The sequence below is a fragment of the Nocardioides sp. NPDC127503 genome (assembly GCF_040302165.1).
Lineage (GTDB): Bacteria > Actinomycetota > Actinomycetes > Propionibacteriales > Nocardioidaceae > Nocardioides.
In genome coordinates this window covers 226,430-243,253 of sequence record NZ_JBEORH010000011.1, presented here as the reverse complement: position 1 = coordinate 243,253, position 16,824 = coordinate 226,430, and the positions used below count along the sequence as shown (strand labels likewise).

General features: G+C 69.6%; 16 protein-coding genes. 8 read left to right on the top strand and 8 right to left on the bottom strand.

Features of this window, described 5'->3' with window-relative positions; translation table 11 throughout:
* Window positions 1-129 precede the first annotated feature (129 nt).
* A complete protein-coding gene (locus ABTW65_RS24000; RefSeq protein WP_350664822.1) occupies window positions 130-465 on the bottom strand; it encodes an L-rhamnose mutarotase in 336 nt (111 codons plus the stop codon).
* A 137-nt stretch (window positions 466-602) separates the two neighbouring features.
* Between ABTW65_RS24000 and ABTW65_RS23995 the strand changes: the two genes are divergently transcribed.
* The 5 genes from ABTW65_RS23995 (at window position 603) to ABTW65_RS23975 (ending at window position 6,182) form a co-directional block, all read left to right on the top strand.
* Window positions 603-1,646 carry a LacI family DNA-binding transcriptional regulator gene (locus ABTW65_RS23995; protein ID WP_350664821.1) on the top strand — a complete coding sequence of 348 codons (1,044 nt, stop codon included), beginning with the start codon at window positions 603-605 and terminating at the stop codon, window positions 1,644-1,646.
* An 84-nt stretch (window positions 1,647-1,730) separates the two neighbouring features.
* On the top strand, window positions 1,731-2,765 hold the full coding sequence (locus ABTW65_RS23990; RefSeq protein ID WP_350664819.1) for a LacI family DNA-binding transcriptional regulator: 1,035 nt from the start codon (window positions 1,731-1,733) through the stop codon (window positions 2,763-2,765).
* Between the two features lie 236 nt (window positions 2,766-3,001).
* A complete protein-coding gene (locus tag ABTW65_RS23985; RefSeq protein ID WP_350664817.1) occupies window positions 3,002-4,153 on the top strand; it encodes a Gfo/Idh/MocA family protein in 1,152 nt (383 codons plus the stop codon).
* Complete coding sequence (locus ABTW65_RS23980; protein ID WP_350664815.1) at window positions 4,150-5,334, top strand: dihydrodipicolinate synthase family protein; 1,185 nt, start codon at window positions 4,150-4,152, stop codon at window positions 5,332-5,334. Before ABTW65_RS23985 ends, ABTW65_RS23980 begins: the two co-directional genes overlap by 4 nt.
* Complete coding sequence (locus tag ABTW65_RS23975; RefSeq protein ID WP_350664813.1) at window positions 5,331-6,182, top strand: sugar phosphate isomerase/epimerase family protein; 852 nt, start codon at window positions 5,331-5,333, stop codon at window positions 6,180-6,182. The genes ABTW65_RS23980 and ABTW65_RS23975 overlap by 4 nt, the downstream gene beginning before the upstream one ends.
* 159 nt (window positions 6,183-6,341) lie before the next feature.
* On the opposite strand, the gene rhaS is transcribed toward ABTW65_RS23975, so the two are convergent.
* From rhaS to ABTW65_RS23955, 4 genes are read right to left on the bottom strand one after another with little or no spacing between them, the layout of a single operon-like run.
* Window positions 6,342-7,373 (bottom strand): rhamnose ABC transporter substrate-binding protein, encoded by a 1,032-nt coding sequence (gene rhaS / locus ABTW65_RS23970; RefSeq protein WP_350664811.1) that lies wholly within the window; start codon window positions 7,371-7,373, stop codon window positions 6,342-6,344.
* A 1-nt stretch (window position 7,374) separates the two neighbouring features.
* Entirely contained in the window at window positions 7,375-8,457 is a 1,083-nt protein-coding gene (locus ABTW65_RS23965; protein ID WP_350664809.1) for an ABC transporter permease, read from the bottom strand.
* The gene (locus ABTW65_RS23960) at window positions 8,454-9,497 is read right to left on the bottom strand and encodes an ABC transporter permease (RefSeq protein WP_350664807.1); all 1,044 of its coding nucleotides are present in this window, start codon (window positions 9,495-9,497) and stop codon (window positions 8,454-8,456) included. The genes ABTW65_RS23965 and ABTW65_RS23960 overlap by 4 nt, the downstream gene beginning before the upstream one ends.
* Window positions 9,494-11,020: a sugar ABC transporter ATP-binding protein gene (locus ABTW65_RS23955; protein ID WP_350664806.1), complete on the bottom strand. Its 1,527-nt coding sequence runs from the start codon at window positions 11,018-11,020 to the stop codon at window positions 9,494-9,496. Before ABTW65_RS23955 ends, ABTW65_RS23960 begins: the two co-directional genes overlap by 4 nt.
* A 178-nt stretch (window positions 11,021-11,198) precedes the next feature.
* On the opposite strand from ABTW65_RS23955, the gene ABTW65_RS23950 reads away from it, so the two are divergent.
* Window positions 11,199-11,897 (top strand): NAD(P)H-dependent oxidoreductase, encoded by a 699-nt coding sequence (locus ABTW65_RS23950; protein ID WP_350664804.1) that lies wholly within the window; start codon window positions 11,199-11,201, stop codon window positions 11,895-11,897.
* Between the two features lie 6 nt (window positions 11,898-11,903).
* Here ABTW65_RS23950 and ABTW65_RS23945 read toward each other — a convergent pair whose 3' ends face one another.
* Window positions 11,904-12,770 carry a glycoside hydrolase family 16 protein gene (locus tag ABTW65_RS23945; protein ID WP_350664802.1) on the bottom strand — a complete coding sequence of 289 codons (867 nt, stop codon included), beginning with the start codon at window positions 12,768-12,770 and terminating at the stop codon, window positions 11,904-11,906.
* A gap of 159 nt (window positions 12,771-12,929) precedes the next feature.
* Here ABTW65_RS23945 and ABTW65_RS23940 point away from each other — a divergent pair, with 159 nt between their 5' ends.
* Together ABTW65_RS23940 and ABTW65_RS23935 are read left to right on the top strand one after the other, a co-directional pair.
* Complete coding sequence (locus ABTW65_RS23940; RefSeq protein ID WP_350664801.1) at window positions 12,930-13,154, top strand: hypothetical protein; 225 nt, start codon at window positions 12,930-12,932, stop codon at window positions 13,152-13,154.
* Entirely contained in the window at window positions 13,151-14,659 is a 1,509-nt protein-coding gene (locus ABTW65_RS23935) for an amino acid permease (protein WP_350664798.1), read from the top strand. Before ABTW65_RS23940 ends, ABTW65_RS23935 begins: the two co-directional genes overlap by 4 nt.
* A 6-nt stretch (window positions 14,660-14,665) precedes the next feature.
* On the opposite strand, the gene ABTW65_RS23930 is transcribed toward ABTW65_RS23935, so the two are convergent.
* Together ABTW65_RS23930 and ABTW65_RS23925 are read right to left on the bottom strand one after the other, a co-directional pair.
* Complete coding sequence (locus ABTW65_RS23930) at window positions 14,666-15,793, bottom strand: S1C family serine protease (RefSeq protein WP_350664796.1); 1,128 nt, start codon at window positions 15,791-15,793, stop codon at window positions 14,666-14,668.
* Between the two features lie 177 nt (window positions 15,794-15,970).
* On the bottom strand, window positions 15,971-16,795 hold the full coding sequence (locus tag ABTW65_RS23925) for a class II glutamine amidotransferase (protein ID WP_350664794.1): 825 nt from the start codon (window positions 16,793-16,795) through the stop codon (window positions 15,971-15,973).
* Between the last annotated feature and the right edge of the window lie 29 nt (window positions 16,796-16,824).

Here is a 16,824-nt window from a genome sequence, read left to right as displayed (position 1 = left end):
CTGACCGCGAGACGTCAGTTCCTGGCCGCTGACCCACTCCCGCGTACAGGAATCGACGCCTCGAGCCCAGAAACTGACCCCTCGGCGTCAAGAACCGACTCCTCGGCGTCGAAAATTGACGCTTCGGCGTCAGCTACCGAGCTGGTCCCCGAGGTGGAAGACCTCCTCGAGGCGGAGGAAGCCCTCGTCGGGGGCGACACCGTCGAGGTCCTCGAAGAACTCCGCCATCTCCGCCTGCCAGCGGGCGTTGACCTCGGTGGCCGCCATCCCCGCCTGAGCAGCCTCGATGGAGGGGGTCTCGACGTAGCCGATGAGCAGGCCGTCGGGGCGGAGGAACAGCGAGTAGTTGTGCCACCCGGTCTCCGCAAGCGCCTGGAGCATGTCGGGCCAGACGGCGGCGTGGCGTCGCTTGTACTCCTCGATGCGCTCGGGCTTGACCTGCAGCTGGAAGCAGACGCGCTCCATGACGACCTCCGATGAAACGATTTAGACACGGACGCTAATGAGCATGTCCGACATCGGTCAATCCCGGTAGCGTCCTTCCTCGTCACAGCGCCGCCCACGGCCTATGCTGCGATTGAACGTTTCAGGAAGGAGCCCAGGTGGCGATCACCCCAGGTGCGGGTACCCCGCGCAGCGCCTCGGTCAAGGATGTCGCGGCCACCGCAGGCGTCTCCCTCGGCACGGTGTCCAACGTGCTCAACCGCCCCGACCGGGTCAGCCGGACGACACGCGAGCGGGTGGAGCGCGCGATGGCCGACCTCGGCTTCGTACGCAACGAGTCCGCGCGCTCGCTCCGCACCGGGAGCACCCAGTCGCTGGCCTACGTCATGCTCGACGCCGGCAACCCGTTCTTCACCGACGTGGCCCGTGGCATCGAGCTGGCCGCCGAGTCGGCCGGGCTCTCGCTGTTCCTGTGCAACAGCGACGGCCGCTCGGCCCGCGAGGGCGCCCACCTGGCCCACCTGCAGCAGCAGCGGGTCCAGGGCATCCTGATCACCCCGGTCGACCCCGACGACCCGCAGCTGGACCAGCTGATCGAGCGAGGCACCCCGGTCGTCATCGTCGACCGCACCCGGGCCGGATCGTCGTTCTGCTCCGTCGCCGTCGACGACGTCCTGGGCGGGCGGCTGGCCGTCGAGCACCTCATCGACGCCGGCCACAAGCGCGTGGCGTACGTCGGTGGGCCGGAGTCGATCGGACAGGTTCGCGACCGCGGCGAGGGCGCCCGGCAGGCCTGGGCCGAGGCGGGGCTTCCGCCCGAGGACCTGATCACGCTCTCCTGCGAGGCCCCGACCGTCGCCTGTGGCCGCGCCGCCGGCGAGCGGCTCGTGGGGCTGCCCGCCCGGCGCCGCCCCACCGCCGCGTTCTGTGCCAACGACCTGCTGGCGCTCGGCCTGCTCCAGCAGACGATCTCCGGCGGCCGGACCGTACCCGGCGACCTCGCGATCGTCGGCTACGACGACATCGAGTTCGCCGCCGCCGCGGCCGTGCCGCTCACCTCCGTACGCCAGCCCCGCCAGGACCTCGGCCGCCGCGCTGCCGAGCTGCTCCTCGACGAGGTCGGCGACCCCACCCACGAGCACGAGCAGGTCGTCTTCACCCCCGAGCTCGTCGCCCGCGCCTCCACCCTCGGACGCCCCTGACCGCCGAGCCGGCCGGAGCAGGAGCGGGCGTACGTCTTCATCGGATGCCTTAGGCTCCAGGAGCGAAAGCCGAAGGAGAGTCAATTGGCCGGAGAACGCGCAGCGACGCTGAGCGATGTCGCCCGCGAGGCAGGGGTCTCGCTGGCCACCGCGTCGCGCGCGTTGAACGGGAGCGACCGGGTGGTACGCCCCGAGCTCCAGGAGCGGGTCCTGGCGGCGGCGAACAAGCTCGGCTACACGCCCAACGCCAACGCCCAGGCGATGGCGCGCGGCTCGACCGAGACGGTCGGGCTCCTGGTGAAGGACATCTCCGACCCCTACTTCTCCACCATCGCCGGCGGCCTCGCCGACGAGGCCGAGAAGCACGGCCTGCTGGTCATGCTGTGCAACACCGGCGGCCAGCCCGAGCGCGAGCAGAAGTTCCTGGCCGCGCTGCGGCGCCAGCGCAGCCGGGCGATCGTGCTGGCGGGAAGCGACACGGCCGACGTACGCCACACCAGCGAGGTCGCCGACCTGCTGACGTCCTACCTGGACGGCGGCGGCCGGGCGGCCGCGATCAGCCAGCCGCGCCTGCCGGTCGACACCGTGGTGATCGACAACCACGGCGGCGCCAAGGCGCTCGCCGAGCAGCTGGTCGGCCTCGGCTACCGCCGTGCCGCGGTGCTCACCGGCCCCGAGGACCTGCTGGTCTCGGCCGAGCGGCACGCCGGTTTCGCGGAGGGCTGGCTGGAGGCGACCGGCTCGAAGCCGGCGTACGTCTCCGACGAGTTCAGCCGCGACGGCGGACGCCGGGCGATGACCCGGCTGCTCGAGGACGGCCGGAACGACGGCGCAGAGGTGGACTGCGTCTTCGCGGTCAACGACCTGATGGCGGTCGGCGCCCTGGCCGCCTGCCGGCACGCCGGCGTCGAGGTGGGGCCCGAGCTGGCCGTCGCCGGCTTCGACGACATCGCCACGCTGCGCGACGTGACACCGGGGCTGACCACCGTACGTCTCCCCCTGGCCGACATCGGACGGCTCGCGCTCGAGCTCGTCCTCGGCAAGCCGTCGGCGGAGCTGCGCAAGCGGTCCGTCCACGGCGAGGTAGTGCTGCGGGAGAGCACTCCCCCGCGCTCCTGACACCAGCGCCGACTCGGCGCAACTGTCCCAAGAATCTGCGCCGAGTCGGCGCTGCGACATGGGACAGACGCGCCGACTCGACGTTCCTGGCTGGGACAGACGCGCCGACTCGGCCGGAGTCGAACGCGGGCCTGGCGGAACACCCTCTTGCGACGGCCATCACATTTGCCATACCGTAACGGAAAGCGCTTTCCCCCATCGCTTTCCCGCGATTCCAGCAGACGAGGAACCCTCACATGGCCACACGACGGCTCGGCATCATCATGAACGGCGTCACCGGACGCATGGGCTACCGCCAGCACCTGGTGCGCAGCATCCTGGCGATCCAGGAGCAGGGCGGTGTCGAGCTCTCCGACGGCACCCGGATCCTGCCCGACCCGATTTTGGTCGGACGCAATGCCGAGAAGCTCCAGGACATCGCCAAGGAGCATGGCCTGGACCGTTGGACCACCGACCTCGACGAGGCCCTCGCCAACGCCGAGGACACCGTCTACTTCGACTCCCAGCTGACCAACGTCCGCGAGACCGCGATCACCAAGGCGGTCGCGGCCGGCAAGCACATCTACACCGAGAAGCCGATCGCCGACGACGTCGATGGCTCGCTGCGCCTGGCCCGCCTGGCGGCCGAGGCGGGCGTGAAGAGCGGAGTCGTCCACGACAAGCTCTACCTACCCGGCCTCCTCAAGCTGAAGCGGCTCGTCGACTCCGGCTTCTTCGGCCGCATCCTCAGCGTGCGCGGCGAGTTCGGCTACTGGGTCTTCGAGGGCGACCTGCAGCCCGCCCAGCGGCCGAGCTGGAACTACCGCAAGGAGGATGGTGGCGGCATCACCACCGACATGTTCCCCCACTGGAACTACGTCCTGGAGAACCTCTTCGGCAAGGTCGAGGCCGTCACCGCCAAGGTCGTCACCCACATCCCCGAGCGCTGGGACGAGAAGGGCGACGCGTACGCCGCCACCGCCGACGACTCCGCCTACGGCATCTTCGAGCTCGAGGGCGGGATCGTCGCGCAGATCAACTCCTCGTGGGCCACCCGGGTCAACCGTGGCGAGCTGGTGGAGTTCCACGTCGACGGCACCCACGGCTCCGCCGTCGCCGGCCTGCACCACTGCGTCGCCCAGGACCGCAACCTGACCCCGAAGCCGGTCTGGAACCCCGACCTGGTCGAGAGCATCCAGTTCCGCGAGCTGTGGTCCGAGGTGCCCGACAACCAGCCCTTCGACAACGGCTTCAAGGCCCAGTGGGAGCAGTTCATCCGTTACGTCGAGGGCGACGGCGAGCACCCCTACGACTTCATGGCGGGGGTCCGCGGCGTGAGGCTCGCCGAGGCCGGACTCACCTCGTCGGCCGAGGGCCGCCGGATCGAGCTCGGAGAGATCGAGCTGTGACCTCCGTACGCCTCCCGCTGCCCGACGGCGGCACCGAGCTCCACACGCTCGCGGCTCCCAGGGAGTGGACGAAGCCGAGTGCGCCGTTCACCTCCCGCACCGCGTACGCCGCCGCTCACGTCGTCCCCCGCACGCTCGCCGAGAACGTGCCCGGCGCCCCCGCTGACATCGACTGGGACCGCACCCTGGCCTACCGGCACGAGCTGTGGTCCTACGGTCTCGGCGTCGCCGAGGCGATGGACACCGCCCAGCGCGGCATGGGTGTCGACTGGACCGCCGCGGCCGAGCTGATCCGCCGCTCGGCCGCCGAGGCGGCCACCGTGGGCGGGTCGATCGCCTGCGGTGCCGGCACCGACCAGCTCTCGCTCGAGGCCGTCCCCGAGGGCCGGGCAGGTCTGGCCACCGTCATCGACGCCTACCGCGAGCAGATGAAGGTCGTCGCCGACACCGGCGCGACCACGATCGTGATGGCCTCGCGCGCCCTCGCCCGGGTCGCCCGGCATGCCGACGACTATGCCGAGGTCTACGCGACGCTCCTCGACGAGGCCGAGAGCCCGGTGATCCTGCACTGGCTGGGCGACATGTTCGACCCGGCGCTCGCGGGCTACTGGGGCTCCTCCTCGGTCGAGGAGGCGACCGAGACGTTCCTCGACGTGATCCGGGCCCGTCCCGGCAAGGTCGACGGAGTCAAGGTCTCGCTCCTCGACGCCGAGCACGAGGTCGGGCTGCGCCGGGCGCTGCCCGGCGGCGTACGGCTCTACACGGGGGACGACTTCAACTATCCCGAGCTGATCGTCGGCGAGGGCACCGGGGAGGGCGAGTTCTCGCACGCGCTGCTCGGCATCTTCGCCGCGATCTACCCGGCCGCCTCGGCCGCGCTGCAGGCGCTCGACCGGGGAGACCCGGACGAGGCCCGCGCGCTGCTGGAGAGCACCCAGGCGCTCGGCCGGAAGATCTTCGAGGCGCCGACCTACTACTACAAGACCGGGATCGCGTTCCTCTCCTGGCTCAACGGCCACCAGCCCGGGTTCTCGATGGCCGGCGGCCTGCACGCCGGCCGCTCGGTGCCTCACCTGGCCGAGGTGTTCCGGCTGGCCGACGCGGCCGGCCTGCTGACCAGCCCCGACCTCGCGGCCGCACGCATGCGCGCCTTCCTCACCGTGCAAGGAGTCGACCAGTGACCGACAGCAGCACCGGGCTGGAGCGCCTCTCGCTCAACACCAAGACCGCCAACTCCTGGACCCTCGCCGAGGCCGTCGACGGAGCGGCCCGCGCCGGCATCCCCGCCCTGGGGCTGTGGCGCGACCGCGTGCACGAGGCCGGGGTGGAGAAGGCCGCCAAGCTCGTACGCGACGCCGGGCTGCGCGTCTCCTCGCTCTGCCGCGGCGGCTTCCTGACGGCATCCGACGAGGCCGGGATCGCCAGCGCCCTCGAGGACAACAAGCGAGCGATCGACGAGGCCGCGACACTGGGCACCGACGCGCTGGTGATGGTTGTTGGTGGCCTCCCCGAGGGCGACGTGGACCTGGCCGGCGCCCGGGAACGGGTCGCCGAGCGGCTCGCCGAGCTGGCGCCGTACGCCGGCGACCACGGGGTGAAGCTGGTCCTGGAGGCGCTGCACCCGATGTACGTCGCCGACCGGGCAGTCATCTCGACCCTGGGCCAGGCGCTCGATCTGGCCGCGCCGCACCCGGTCGACGCGGTCGCGGTCGTCGTGGACACCTTCCACGTCTTCTGGGACCCCGACCTCGCGGCCCAGATCGAGCGAGCCGGCGCGGAGGGCCGGCTCGCGGCGTACCAGGTCTGCGACTTCAACCTGCCGATCCCCTCCGACGCGCTCCTCGCGCGCGGGATGATGGGCGACGGGGTCATCGACTTCGCGCCGATCACGCGGATGGTCGCCGCGACCGGCTACACCGGCGACGTCGAGGTCGAGATCTTCAATGAGGCGGTCTGGGCCGGCGACCCCGACGACGTGCTCTCCACCATGGCGAAGCGCTACCGCGACCTCGTCCTCCCCCACCTGTGATGCCGGATCCTCCGCCGGGATCCACACGAACGTCGAACGCCGCCGAGCTGCTCTCGCAGCTCGGCGGCGAACTCATGTAACACGTCGTTCGTAGGTCTATCCGGTCGTTCCCATAGGGCGAGTAGTCCTACGAACAGCGTGTTACACGGGGCGCGAGACTCAGAAGTCGAAGTCGTCGATGTTCGACTCGTCGAAGACTGTCGGCTCGCCCAGGACGACTACGCCGTCGGCGCCTACGGTGTACTCGCCGAGGTCACCGGCCTCGAACTTGTCGCCCTCCTTGCCCTCGATGTCACCCGAGGCGAGCGCGTCGGCGGTGTACGCGGCGAGGTAGCCGAGCTGCTCGGGGTCCCACAGCGCGAAGCCCTTGACGGTGCCGTCCTTGATGTACTCCCGCATCTGGTTCGGGGTGCCGAGACCGGTCAGCGCGACCTTGCCCTTGTACTCCGAGTCGGACAGGTAGCGCGCGGCCGCGGCGATGCCGACCGTGGTCGGGCTGATGATGCCCTTGAGGTTCGGGTGGGACTGCAGCAGGCCGGCGGTCTTGTCGAACGACTTCTGGTCGTCGTCGTCACCGTAGACGGTCTGGACGAGCTTGATGTCGGGGTGGCTGGCTGCCAACTCCTCCTCCATCAGCTTGATCCACTCGTTCTGGTTGGTGGCGTTGGCCGCCGCGGAGAGGATCGCGATCTCGCCCTTGCCGCCGATCTGCTCGGCGATCAGGTCGACCTGGCTCTTGGCGATGCCGGCGGCGTCGGCCTGGCTGACGAAGACGTCGCGGAACTGCGGCTCGGTGTCGGAGTCCATCGTGACGACCTTGGTGCCGGCGTTGCGGGCCTCCTCGAGGGCGTCACCGATGGCGGTCGGGTCGTTGGCCGAGACGACGAGCGCCCCGGCACGCTGCTGGGTCGCGGTGTTGATGAAGCTGACCTGGGAGTCGGGGGTCGACTCCGTCGGGCCGACCTGCGCCCACTTGGTGCCGATCTCGTCGGCGGCCTTCTTGCCGCCCGTGTCGGAGGCGTCGAAGTAGGGGTTGCCGAGGTTCTTCGGGATGAAGGTGATGCTGCTGGTGTCGCCGCCACCCTCTCCATCGCTGCCGCTGTCGCTCCCGCCGCCGCAGGCGGACAGGGCGAGGCCGAGGGCCGCAACGATGGCGACGGCACTGCCTGCGCGTCGGAACTTGCTGGTCATGTCACTCACTCCGTTTTCTTTGAGAAGACTGCTTTGAGGATGGTTCGTCCGAGCTGTGTTGCCGGCGATAGGTGCCGACGATGCGACCGGTCCAACCGAGAACGCTGGCCGCGATGACCGCTGCGATGAGAAGTACGCCGGTGATGATCTGGATGATGTTGGCGCTGAGCCCGTCCAGGCGCAGCGCGCTGCCGATCGTCCCGATCAGGACGACGCCGGCGATGACCCCGGGGATGGCACCGCGGCCACCGAAGATGGAGACGCCGCCGAGCAGCACCGCCGCCACGACCTGGAGCTCCAGGCCGGTGGCGTTGTCGCCACGCGCGCTGCCGTAGCGCAGCGTGAAGTAGATGCCCGCCAGCCCCGAGACCAGCCCGCTGAGCGTGAACAGGATCAGCTTCGTACGGTCGACGTTGACGCCGGAGAAGCGCGCCGCGTCCTTGCTGAGACCTGCGGCGAAGATGCCGCGCCCGAAGGGCGTGAAGTGCAGGATCACAGCGAAGATCAGGATCAGGACGACCAGCGGGATCGTCATCAGCGGGATCTGGGAGCCGCCGATCCGGGCCTGTACGGCGTCACCCCAGGCGTCGGGCCAGTCGGTGATCGCGGTGGTGCCGAGCGCGCCGACCGCGATGCCGCGGAAGAGCGCCATGGTGCCGATCGTGACGGCCAGCGACGGCAGCCCGAACCGGGTGACGAGCACCCCGTTGAGCGCTCCGGCGACCGCACAGGCGAGCAGTGCGATCACCATCGCGGCGACCATCGGGAGGCCCTCACGGTGCAGCACCCCGAACAGGACGCTGGAGAGCCCGACGATGCTTGCGACCGACAGGTCGATCTCGCCGGTGATGATGATCAGCGTCATCGGCAGCGCGATCAGCAGAATCGGCGCGATGTCGAGGACCAGGAAGTAGACCGTGATCGGGTCGGAGAAGTTGAGGATCGCGATCGAGGCGTACAGCCACACGACCACGAGCAGGGTGATGATCGCCGTGTCCCTGGTCATCAGGGTGCGCTGCCACCACGGCTTGGCGTGAGCGGCGTACGTCCGGGCCGGCGCTTTCTCGGAGAGCAGGCTGGTCATGACTCTTCCCTCTCTGCGAGAAGCTTGTCGTGCTGACGGCGGGCGAAGTAGCGGTCCAGGACGATCGCGCCGATGATCAGCGCGCCGACGACGGCCTGCTGCCAGAAGTCGGGGATGCCCAGGACCGGGAGCGCCCGGTTGATGGTGGTGAGGAGGTACGCCCCCAGGGCTGCCCCGAGGACGGTGCCGCTGCCGCCGAAGATGGCCACGCCGCCCACGACCGCGGCGCCGACGGCCTCGAGCTCGATGCCCTGGCCGACGCCGGAGCTGATGGTGCCGTAGCGGGAGACGTACAGGATCCCGGCGAGACCGGCGAGCGCACCCGAGGTGGCGAACGCCTGCAGGACCCGGCGCTTGTCACGCAGCCCGTAGAGGGTGGCGGCGTCGGGGTCGGAGCCGATCGCGTAGAACTCGCGGCCGACGCGGGTGGAGCGCATCAGGTAGATCGCGACGGCCAGCAGCGCGAACGAGATCCAGGCGAGGTTGGGGATGAAGAGGAACGATCCGGTGCCGAAGTCGAGCAGCCCGGGCGGGATGTCGGAGGCGTTGATCCGGTCGCTGCCGGCCCACTCGAGCATGATCCCGCGGTAGACGTAGAGCGTGCCGAGGGTGATGACCAGCGCCGGCACCTTGGCGAAGGCGACCAGCGCCCCGTTGACCAGACCGAGCAGGGCACCCGCGGCGACGGCGATCAGGACGACCAGGATCACCGGGAGCCCGGTGTCGAGGAAGAGACGCCCGGCCAGGTAGGCGGTGAGGCCGAGGGTCGAGCCGACGCTGAGGTCGACGTTGCGGGTGACGATCACCATCGCCTGGCCGATCGCCAGACACACGAGGATCGCGGGGGTCAGGGTGAGGTCGCGCCAACCGTCCGTGCTGAACAGGAAGTTGGGGTTCACCGCAGTGGTCACCACGAGCAGCGCGATGAAGGCGACGGCGATGCCGGTCTCCCGCTGCTTCAGGAGCCAGGTCAGCCGGTTGGCTGCTCGGTGGCGTGGCTGCGGCGCGGCCGGGGCAGGCGCGTCGAGCGTGGTGGTCATGATGCCTCGCTGATGTTCAGGGTGGTGGAGTGGTGGGCCGTCGCCGCGCGCATGACGGCCTCAGGGGTCGCCTCCGCGCGGCTCAGCTCGGCCGTCTGGTGGCCCTCGCTGAGGACGATCACCCGGTCGGCCATACCGAGCACCTCGGGGAGCTCGGAGGAGATCATCAGGATCCCGAGACCCTCCTGCGCGAGGGTCGAGAGCAGGCGGTGGACCTCGGACTTGGTGCCGACATCGATGCCTCGGGTGGGCTCGTCGATGATCAGCACCTTCGGCCGCGTCGAGAGCCACTTCGCCAGGACGACCTTCTGCTGGTTGCCGCCCGAGAGCGTGCCGGCCAGGGTGTCGAGCGTCGCGGCCTTGACCTCGAGCCGGGCGGCCCAGTCGGCGGCCGAGCGGTTCTCGATGGCGGTGTTGATCAGCCCGGTACGGGCGAGCCGGCCGCTCGTGGGGAGGGTGATGTTGCGCGAGATCGGCGCGTCCAGGACGAGACCGTGCTGGCGGCGGTCCTCGGGGACGAAGGCCAGCCCCATCTCGATCGCTCGTCGCGGGTCGCCCGGCGGGACCGGCCGGCCGTCGAGGACGACCTCGCCGCTCTCGTAGGGGTCCACGCCGAAGATCGCCTGCGCGACCTCGCTGCGCCCGGCACCGACGAGTCCGGCCAGGCCGACGATCTCGCCCTCGCGGACGGTGAGGCTGATGTCCTGGAACAGGCCGGTGCGGGTGAGGCCCTTGACCTCGAGGAGGGCCTTGCCGACGGTGGCCTCGAGCTTCGGGTAGAGGTCGGAGACCTCGCGCCCGACGAGCCGCTGGACGATCTCGTCCTCGGTGACCGCCGAGATGGGGTCGGTCGAGATGTAGGCGCCGTCGCGCATCACCGTGATCGTGTCGCAGAGCGCGAACACCTCGTCGAAGCGATGCGAGATGAAGACGACAGCACAGCCCTGGTCGCGCAGCGTGCGCGCCACGCTCATCAGTCGCTCGACCTCGTTGCCCGACAGGGCCGCGGTCGGCTCGTCCATGATCAGGACCTTGGCGTCGAGCGAGAGCGCCTTGGCGATCTCGATCAGCTGCTGGTCGGCGATCGAGAGGCCCTCGGTCGGGCGGTCGGGCTCGATCGGGACACCGAGCCTGGCGAAGAGCTCGACGACCTCGGTGCGCATCGCGGCGCGGTCGATCTTGCCCCAGCGGTTGGTCGGCTGGCGTCCCATGAAGATGTTCTCGGTGACCGAGAGGTCGGGGAAGAGGGTCGGCTCCTGGTAGATGACCGCGACCCCGGCCTGCTTGGCGTCGGCGGTGTTGCGGAAGTCGACCTGCTCCCCGGAGAGCAGGTAGTCGCCGGCGTCGCGGCGGTAGAGGCCGGCGACGATCTTGACCAGGGTCGACTTCCCGGCTCCGTTCTCCCCCACGAGCGCGTGGATGGATCCGGCCTCGACCCGGAGGCTTCCGGACCGGAGGGCGCGTACGGGGCCGAAGGACTTGGCCACGTCCCGCAGCTCCAGTGCGGCGGGTGTGTCCGGCATGGGCAGCTCCTCGAATTGAAAGGTTTCAAGCCTGGTTTACGCTAGTGATGGCAATCACATACGTCAACACTCTGAGGCCGCTAATTTGAGCGAGATCCAGACTTTGTCATCAGGCCGCGCCGACGCCGGCCCGCATCCGGGCGGGAATCCCTCCGCGTCAGACGGCGTTCAGGGCCCTATGCACGCACTCTGGGTATGGGCACATCCGCACGCGTCATCACTCAACGGACGGCTGCGCGAGGTCGGCGTGAACGCGCTCGGCGCGGCCGGCTGGAGCGTCGACGAGATCGACCTCTATCGAGAAGGTTTCAATCCACTTCTGGTGGAGCGGGGCGAGGCCGACGTACGCCGCCACCAGGACCGGCTGCGGGAGGCCGATCTGCTGGTCGTGCAGTTCCCGCTGTGGTGGTATTCGGTGCCGGCCATCCTCAAGGGCTGGATCGACCGGGTCTTCGAGTCGGGCTTCGCCTTCGACGTACCGGACCCGGAGACCGGCAAGCCGCTCAAGTACGGCAAGGGCGGCCTGGTCGGCAAGCGCGCGCTGACCATCGTCACCGCCGGCGACCGGGCCGCCACCCTCGGTCCGCGCGGGATCAGCGGCGACATCGAGGACGTCCTGTGGCCCCTGCTGCACGGCACGTTCTGGTACACCGGGATGGACCCGCTACGCCCGCACCTGATCACCGACACCGACACCATCGACGCCGAGCTCATGGCTCGGATCGAGGCCGATCTGAGCGTACGTCTGCAGGGCGTGATGACGGAGCCGCGGATCGACTACCGACCGATGGCCGAGGAACACTACGACCACACGATCAGGCTCCACGACTCCGTCGCGCCCGGGATGGACGGGCTGAACGCCCACCGCGAGGGCTGAGCCTCCTCAGAGCTGGGAGTCGTAGACGCGTACGTAGTCGACGACCATGCTCTGCGGGAACTGGGTCGTGCCGTCGGGGTTGCCGGGCCAGTTGCCGCCGACGGCGACGTTGAGGATGAAGAAGAACGGCTGGTCGAAGACCCAGGGGTTGGCGCCGGTGTTGGCCGTGGTGAAGGTCTGGTAGGCGACCCCGTCGACGGACCAGGTGATCGAGCCGGGCCGCCAGTCGATGGCGAAGGTGTGGAAGGTGTCGGCGAAGGACCAGCCCTGCGGGTGCATGTACTGCCCGGTGATGCCGTTGCCGCCGGAGTATCCCGGACCGTGCAGGGTGCCGTGGACCAGGTGGGGCTCGTAGCCGACGTTCTCCATGATGTCGATCTCGCCGGCGTTCGGCCACGGCGTGTTCGGGAACTGGCCGCCCAGCATCCAGAAGGCCGGCCAGATCCCCTGGCCGCGCGGGATCTGGATCCGCGCCTCGAGGCGGCCGAACTTCGGCTGGACCTTGCCCTTGGTGGTGAGCCGGGCCGAGGTGTAGCCGCTGCCGCTCTGGCGGGCGGTGATGACCAGGTTGCCGTTGCCGTCGAGGGCGGAGTTGTCGCGGGAGTCGGTGTAGGTCTGCAGCTCGTTGTTGCCCCAGCCTCCGCCTCCGGTCTCGAAGTTCCAGTTGGCGCCGTTCGGGGCGCTGCCGGCGGGTCCGTCGAACTCGTCGGACCAGGTCAGGGCGGCTGCCTCGACGTCTCCGGTGCGGGTTGCGCCGGCGGCGTCGGGGCCGGGCACGGCGGCCGGCGCGGCCAGCGGGGCGACCAGGACGAGAGCCAGAGCGGCGGTCGCCGTGAGTGTGGTGCGGATGGTGCGGATCCTCGAGCTACGCATCGAAACGCTCCTTCATGGGGGTTAACTGTAAGGCGACCTTACTGTTATTTGCCGTCCTGCGGAACGGAAACGCCGGGCGACGTCCGGTCACCGCGAGAACCCGCTCGATGCGCTCTAATTGGTGCCCGGAGCGGGGCCATCGGGGGCCCTGCGGGTGAGGTGATCGCATTGGCACGGGATCCATACAGGCCACGGACGCCGATCATCGGCATGACGATGGTGTTCTTCGCGTTGGCGATCGTCGGGGTGACGGCGTACCTGCATCTGGGCTGGTGGTCGCTGATCGGCTACGCCGCGGCGGCGGTCGTCGCCATTGTGGGCGGCTGGCTGCTGTTCAAGGACGTGCCCGAGCCACCTCACTCCGGAACGGGAGCGAGCCGATGACCGACACCGAAGACCAGACCAGCGGACCGGCCAACAATCAGGTCAGCGGCCTGACCGACGAGGACGAGGGTTACCACAAGAGCCTCAGCCCGCGGCAGCTGCAGATGATCGCGATCGGCGGCGCCATCGGCACCGGACTGTTCCTGGGAGCGGGCGGCCGCCTCCATGAGGCCGGACCGGGCCTGTTCCTCGTCTACGCCCTCTGCGGAGTGTTCGTCTTCCTCATCCTGCGCGCGCTCGGCGAGCTCGTGCTGCACCGGCCGTCGTCGGGATCGTTCGTCTCCTACGCCCGGGAGTTCCTGGGCGAGCCGGCCGCGTTCGCCGCCGGCTGGATGTACTTCCTGAACTGGGCGATGACCTCGATCGTCGACGTCACGGCGATCGCGACGTACATGCACTTCTGGGGCACCTTCGAGGTCGTCCCGCAATGGGTGATCGCGCTCGTCGCGCTCGCGGTCGTGCTCTCGATGAACCTGATCTCGGTCAAGCTCTTCGGCGAGCTGGAGTTCTGGGCAGCGCTCATCAAGGTGGTGGCGCTGCTGGGGTTCCTGGTGCTCGGGATGATCGTGCTCGCCAGCGGTGAGGAGCTCAACGGCCAGGAGACCGGGATCGGCATGGTCATCGACAACGGCGGGCTGTTCCCGGTCGGCGCGCTTCCCCTCGTCATCGTCATCTCCGGCGTCGTCTTCGCGTACGCAGCGGTCGAGCTCGTCGGCACCGCCGCCGGCGAGACCGCCGAGCCGGCGAAGATCATGCCCCGGGCGATCAACTCCGTGATCGCCCGGATCGCGGTCTTCTACGTGGGCTCGCTGGTGCTGCTCGCGCTGCTGCTGCCCTACACGTCCTACCGGGCCGACGAGAGCCCGTTCGTGACGTTCTTCGACCAGCTCGGGATCGCGAACTCCGGCACGATCATGAACCTCGTGGTCCTGACCGCGGCGCTCTCCTCGCTCAACGCCGGTCTCTACTCGACCGGGCGCATCCTGCGGTCCATGGCCATGAGCGGGAGCGCCCCGACCTTCACCGCGCGGATGTCGAAGAACGGGGTGCCGTTCGGCGGGATCCTGCTCACCGGCAGCATCACGCTCCTCGGCGTCGGCCTCAACGCGATCGTGCCCGGCCAGGCGTTCGAGATCGTGCTGAACATGTCGGCGCTTGGCATCATCGCGTCCTGGGCGACCATCGTGATCTGCCAGATCCAGCTCTACCGGCGGTGGAAGAAGGGCCTGATGTACCGGCCCGAGTTCCGGCTGTGGGGATCTCCGTGGACCGGCTACGCCACCCTCGTGTTCCTCGCGACCGTGCTCGTCCTTATGGGCTTCGACTACCCGATCGGGACCTGGACTCTCGCCACCCTGGTGATCATCATCCCGGCGCTGATGATCGGCTGGCGGTTCGTCCGCGACCGTGTCCAGCAGATCGCCCTCGAACGCGAGGGCTACACCGGCGCGATCCCGATCAGGGCGGAGCGTCCGCGCTCCGACGAGGACGGACCGAGCAGCTGATCCTGGTCAGGCGACCGGACCCTCGCCGAGCGTCACGGTGGCGGTGTGGGCCTCGCCGGCGGCATCGGCCCAGCTGACAGAGATCTCGTCGCCGGGCTCGTGTCCGCCGAGGACAGCGGTGATGTCGTCGATGCTCGCGACGGCGGTCCCGTCGACCGAGGTGATCGTGCTGCCCTCGGCGATGCCGGCAGCCTCGGCGGCACCGTCCTCGACGACACCGACGACCAGCGTCGACCTGGTCGTGTCGACCTGCACCCCGAGCGCGGCGGCGGAGCCACCGATCTCGACGTCGCCCGACTCCTCACCGGCGAGGATCTGGGCGGCGATGTCGAGCACCGTGTCGATCGGGATGGCGTAGCCCGAGATCTCCGCTGACCCTGAGGTCGCGGCGACGTTCATCCCGATGACCTCCCCGTCCTCGTCGAGCAGCGCGCCGCCGGAGTCGCCGGAGACGACATCGGCGTCGGTCTGAATCAGGGCGCTGAGGTCGGAGGCGGTGCCGTCCTCGTTGTTGACGGTGATCGCGGTGCTCGGGTCGGTGACCGTGCCGTCGGCGGCCGAGAGCGAGCCCTGGCCCTCGGCGTTGCCGACCGCGGTGACCTCCTCACCCTGGGTGGCGGCGTCCCGGTCGGTCGCGACCGTCGAGAGCCCCGAGGCGTCCTCGAGCTGCAGCACCGCGACGTCATGGACGTCGTCGTAGCCGAGGACCGTCGCGGCGTACGTCTCCCCCGTGCTCGGGTCCGTCACGGTGATCGAGGTGGCGCCCTCGACGACGTGGTGGTTGGTCACCACGATCCCGTCGCCGGTGAGCGTGAGTCCCGTGCCCGCGCCCTGCCCGCTGCCGTAGCCGACCGCGGTGTTGATCAGCACGACCCCGGTCGACTCTGCCTCGGTCGCAGGCTCGGAGTCGACCGTCGGGGTGCCGAGGCTCTGCCGGTAGGGGGCCACGAGCCCGCCGCCGTAGGCGCCGTCGTAGCCGTATCCGTAGCCGTACCCGGGACCGGACTCGGCTGCGTACGTCCTGGTGGCGCCGACCGCGGCCACCGCGAGGGCCGGGGTGGCGAGCGGGATCGCGACGAGCGGGATCGCCAGGGCGGCGACGAGAGAGCGACGAATGCGGCGGGAGCGGGACATCGGGTCCTCCTTGAGGCGGTTGATGCCTCAAGATTCCGCCCGCCCGCTGTGGGCTTCCTGTGAGGAAGGCACGGACTGGCTGGGAATGTCAGCGCCGCTCGGAATGAAGCTGTGCCGGATGGGGTACCTCTGGGCATGCCCGAACGCACCCCACAGCAGATCGGCGGTATCCCGTCATCAGTCGCGGGCCCGCAACGCGTCGGCGCCGAGCTGAGCGATCGGATCCAGCCTGGTGACCTCCCGGGTCTCCAGGTCGACCATCACCGCGGTGTCGGCGGGAACCGTGGTCCAGCCCGGCTGCCCCAGACCGCTGGAGACGATCTCGAGACCGTATTCGGTCCGGCGGTAGTCCATCGCGAAGTACTCCGTGGTGTGCCGCGGCGGGATGTCGCCCTCGTCGTCGAAGAGCTCGCGCAGCGCGCGCAGGGGCGAGTCGGCACGCGAGTTGATGTGGATCGCGAACATGTGCGTCCGGGTGAGCATCAGCGCGTTCAAGCTGCATCGCGGGAACTTCTGGACCAGCGTGGCCAGCGCTCGGGTGACCCCCTCGGCCTCGTCGCCGTACTTCTCGACGTTCTGGTGCACGAAGTGGAAGTAGCGCTCGCTGTCGGTGTCGCCGCGCAGCCGCATCCGGGACTCCGGGGTCAGCAGCGCCTCGAGATCGGCGATCGGCGAGATGTGGCCGTTGTGCGCGAACGCCGCGCCGTCGGTCAGGAACGGGTGCGTGTTCTCCGGACGTACGTCGAGCCCACCCGTCGCCCAGCGAAGGTGCACGAAGCCGGCGTGGGAGAGCGGGGCCTCGACGAGCCTGCGATAGGTGTCGTCGATGTCCGCCGAACGCGGCGAGCTCGTCGTGCAGGTGCCCTCGGGCGTGTGCCAAGACATCCCCCAGCCGTCGGAGTGAACGGAGGTGAGCGAGGTGAACGCGGCCAAGCCCTCCTCCCCGAGAAGGTCGGCTACGGCACACGGGGACTCGGTCACATATCCGAACAGGCGACACATCGTCGAGTTGCTCCTTCCAGAGGCAGGTG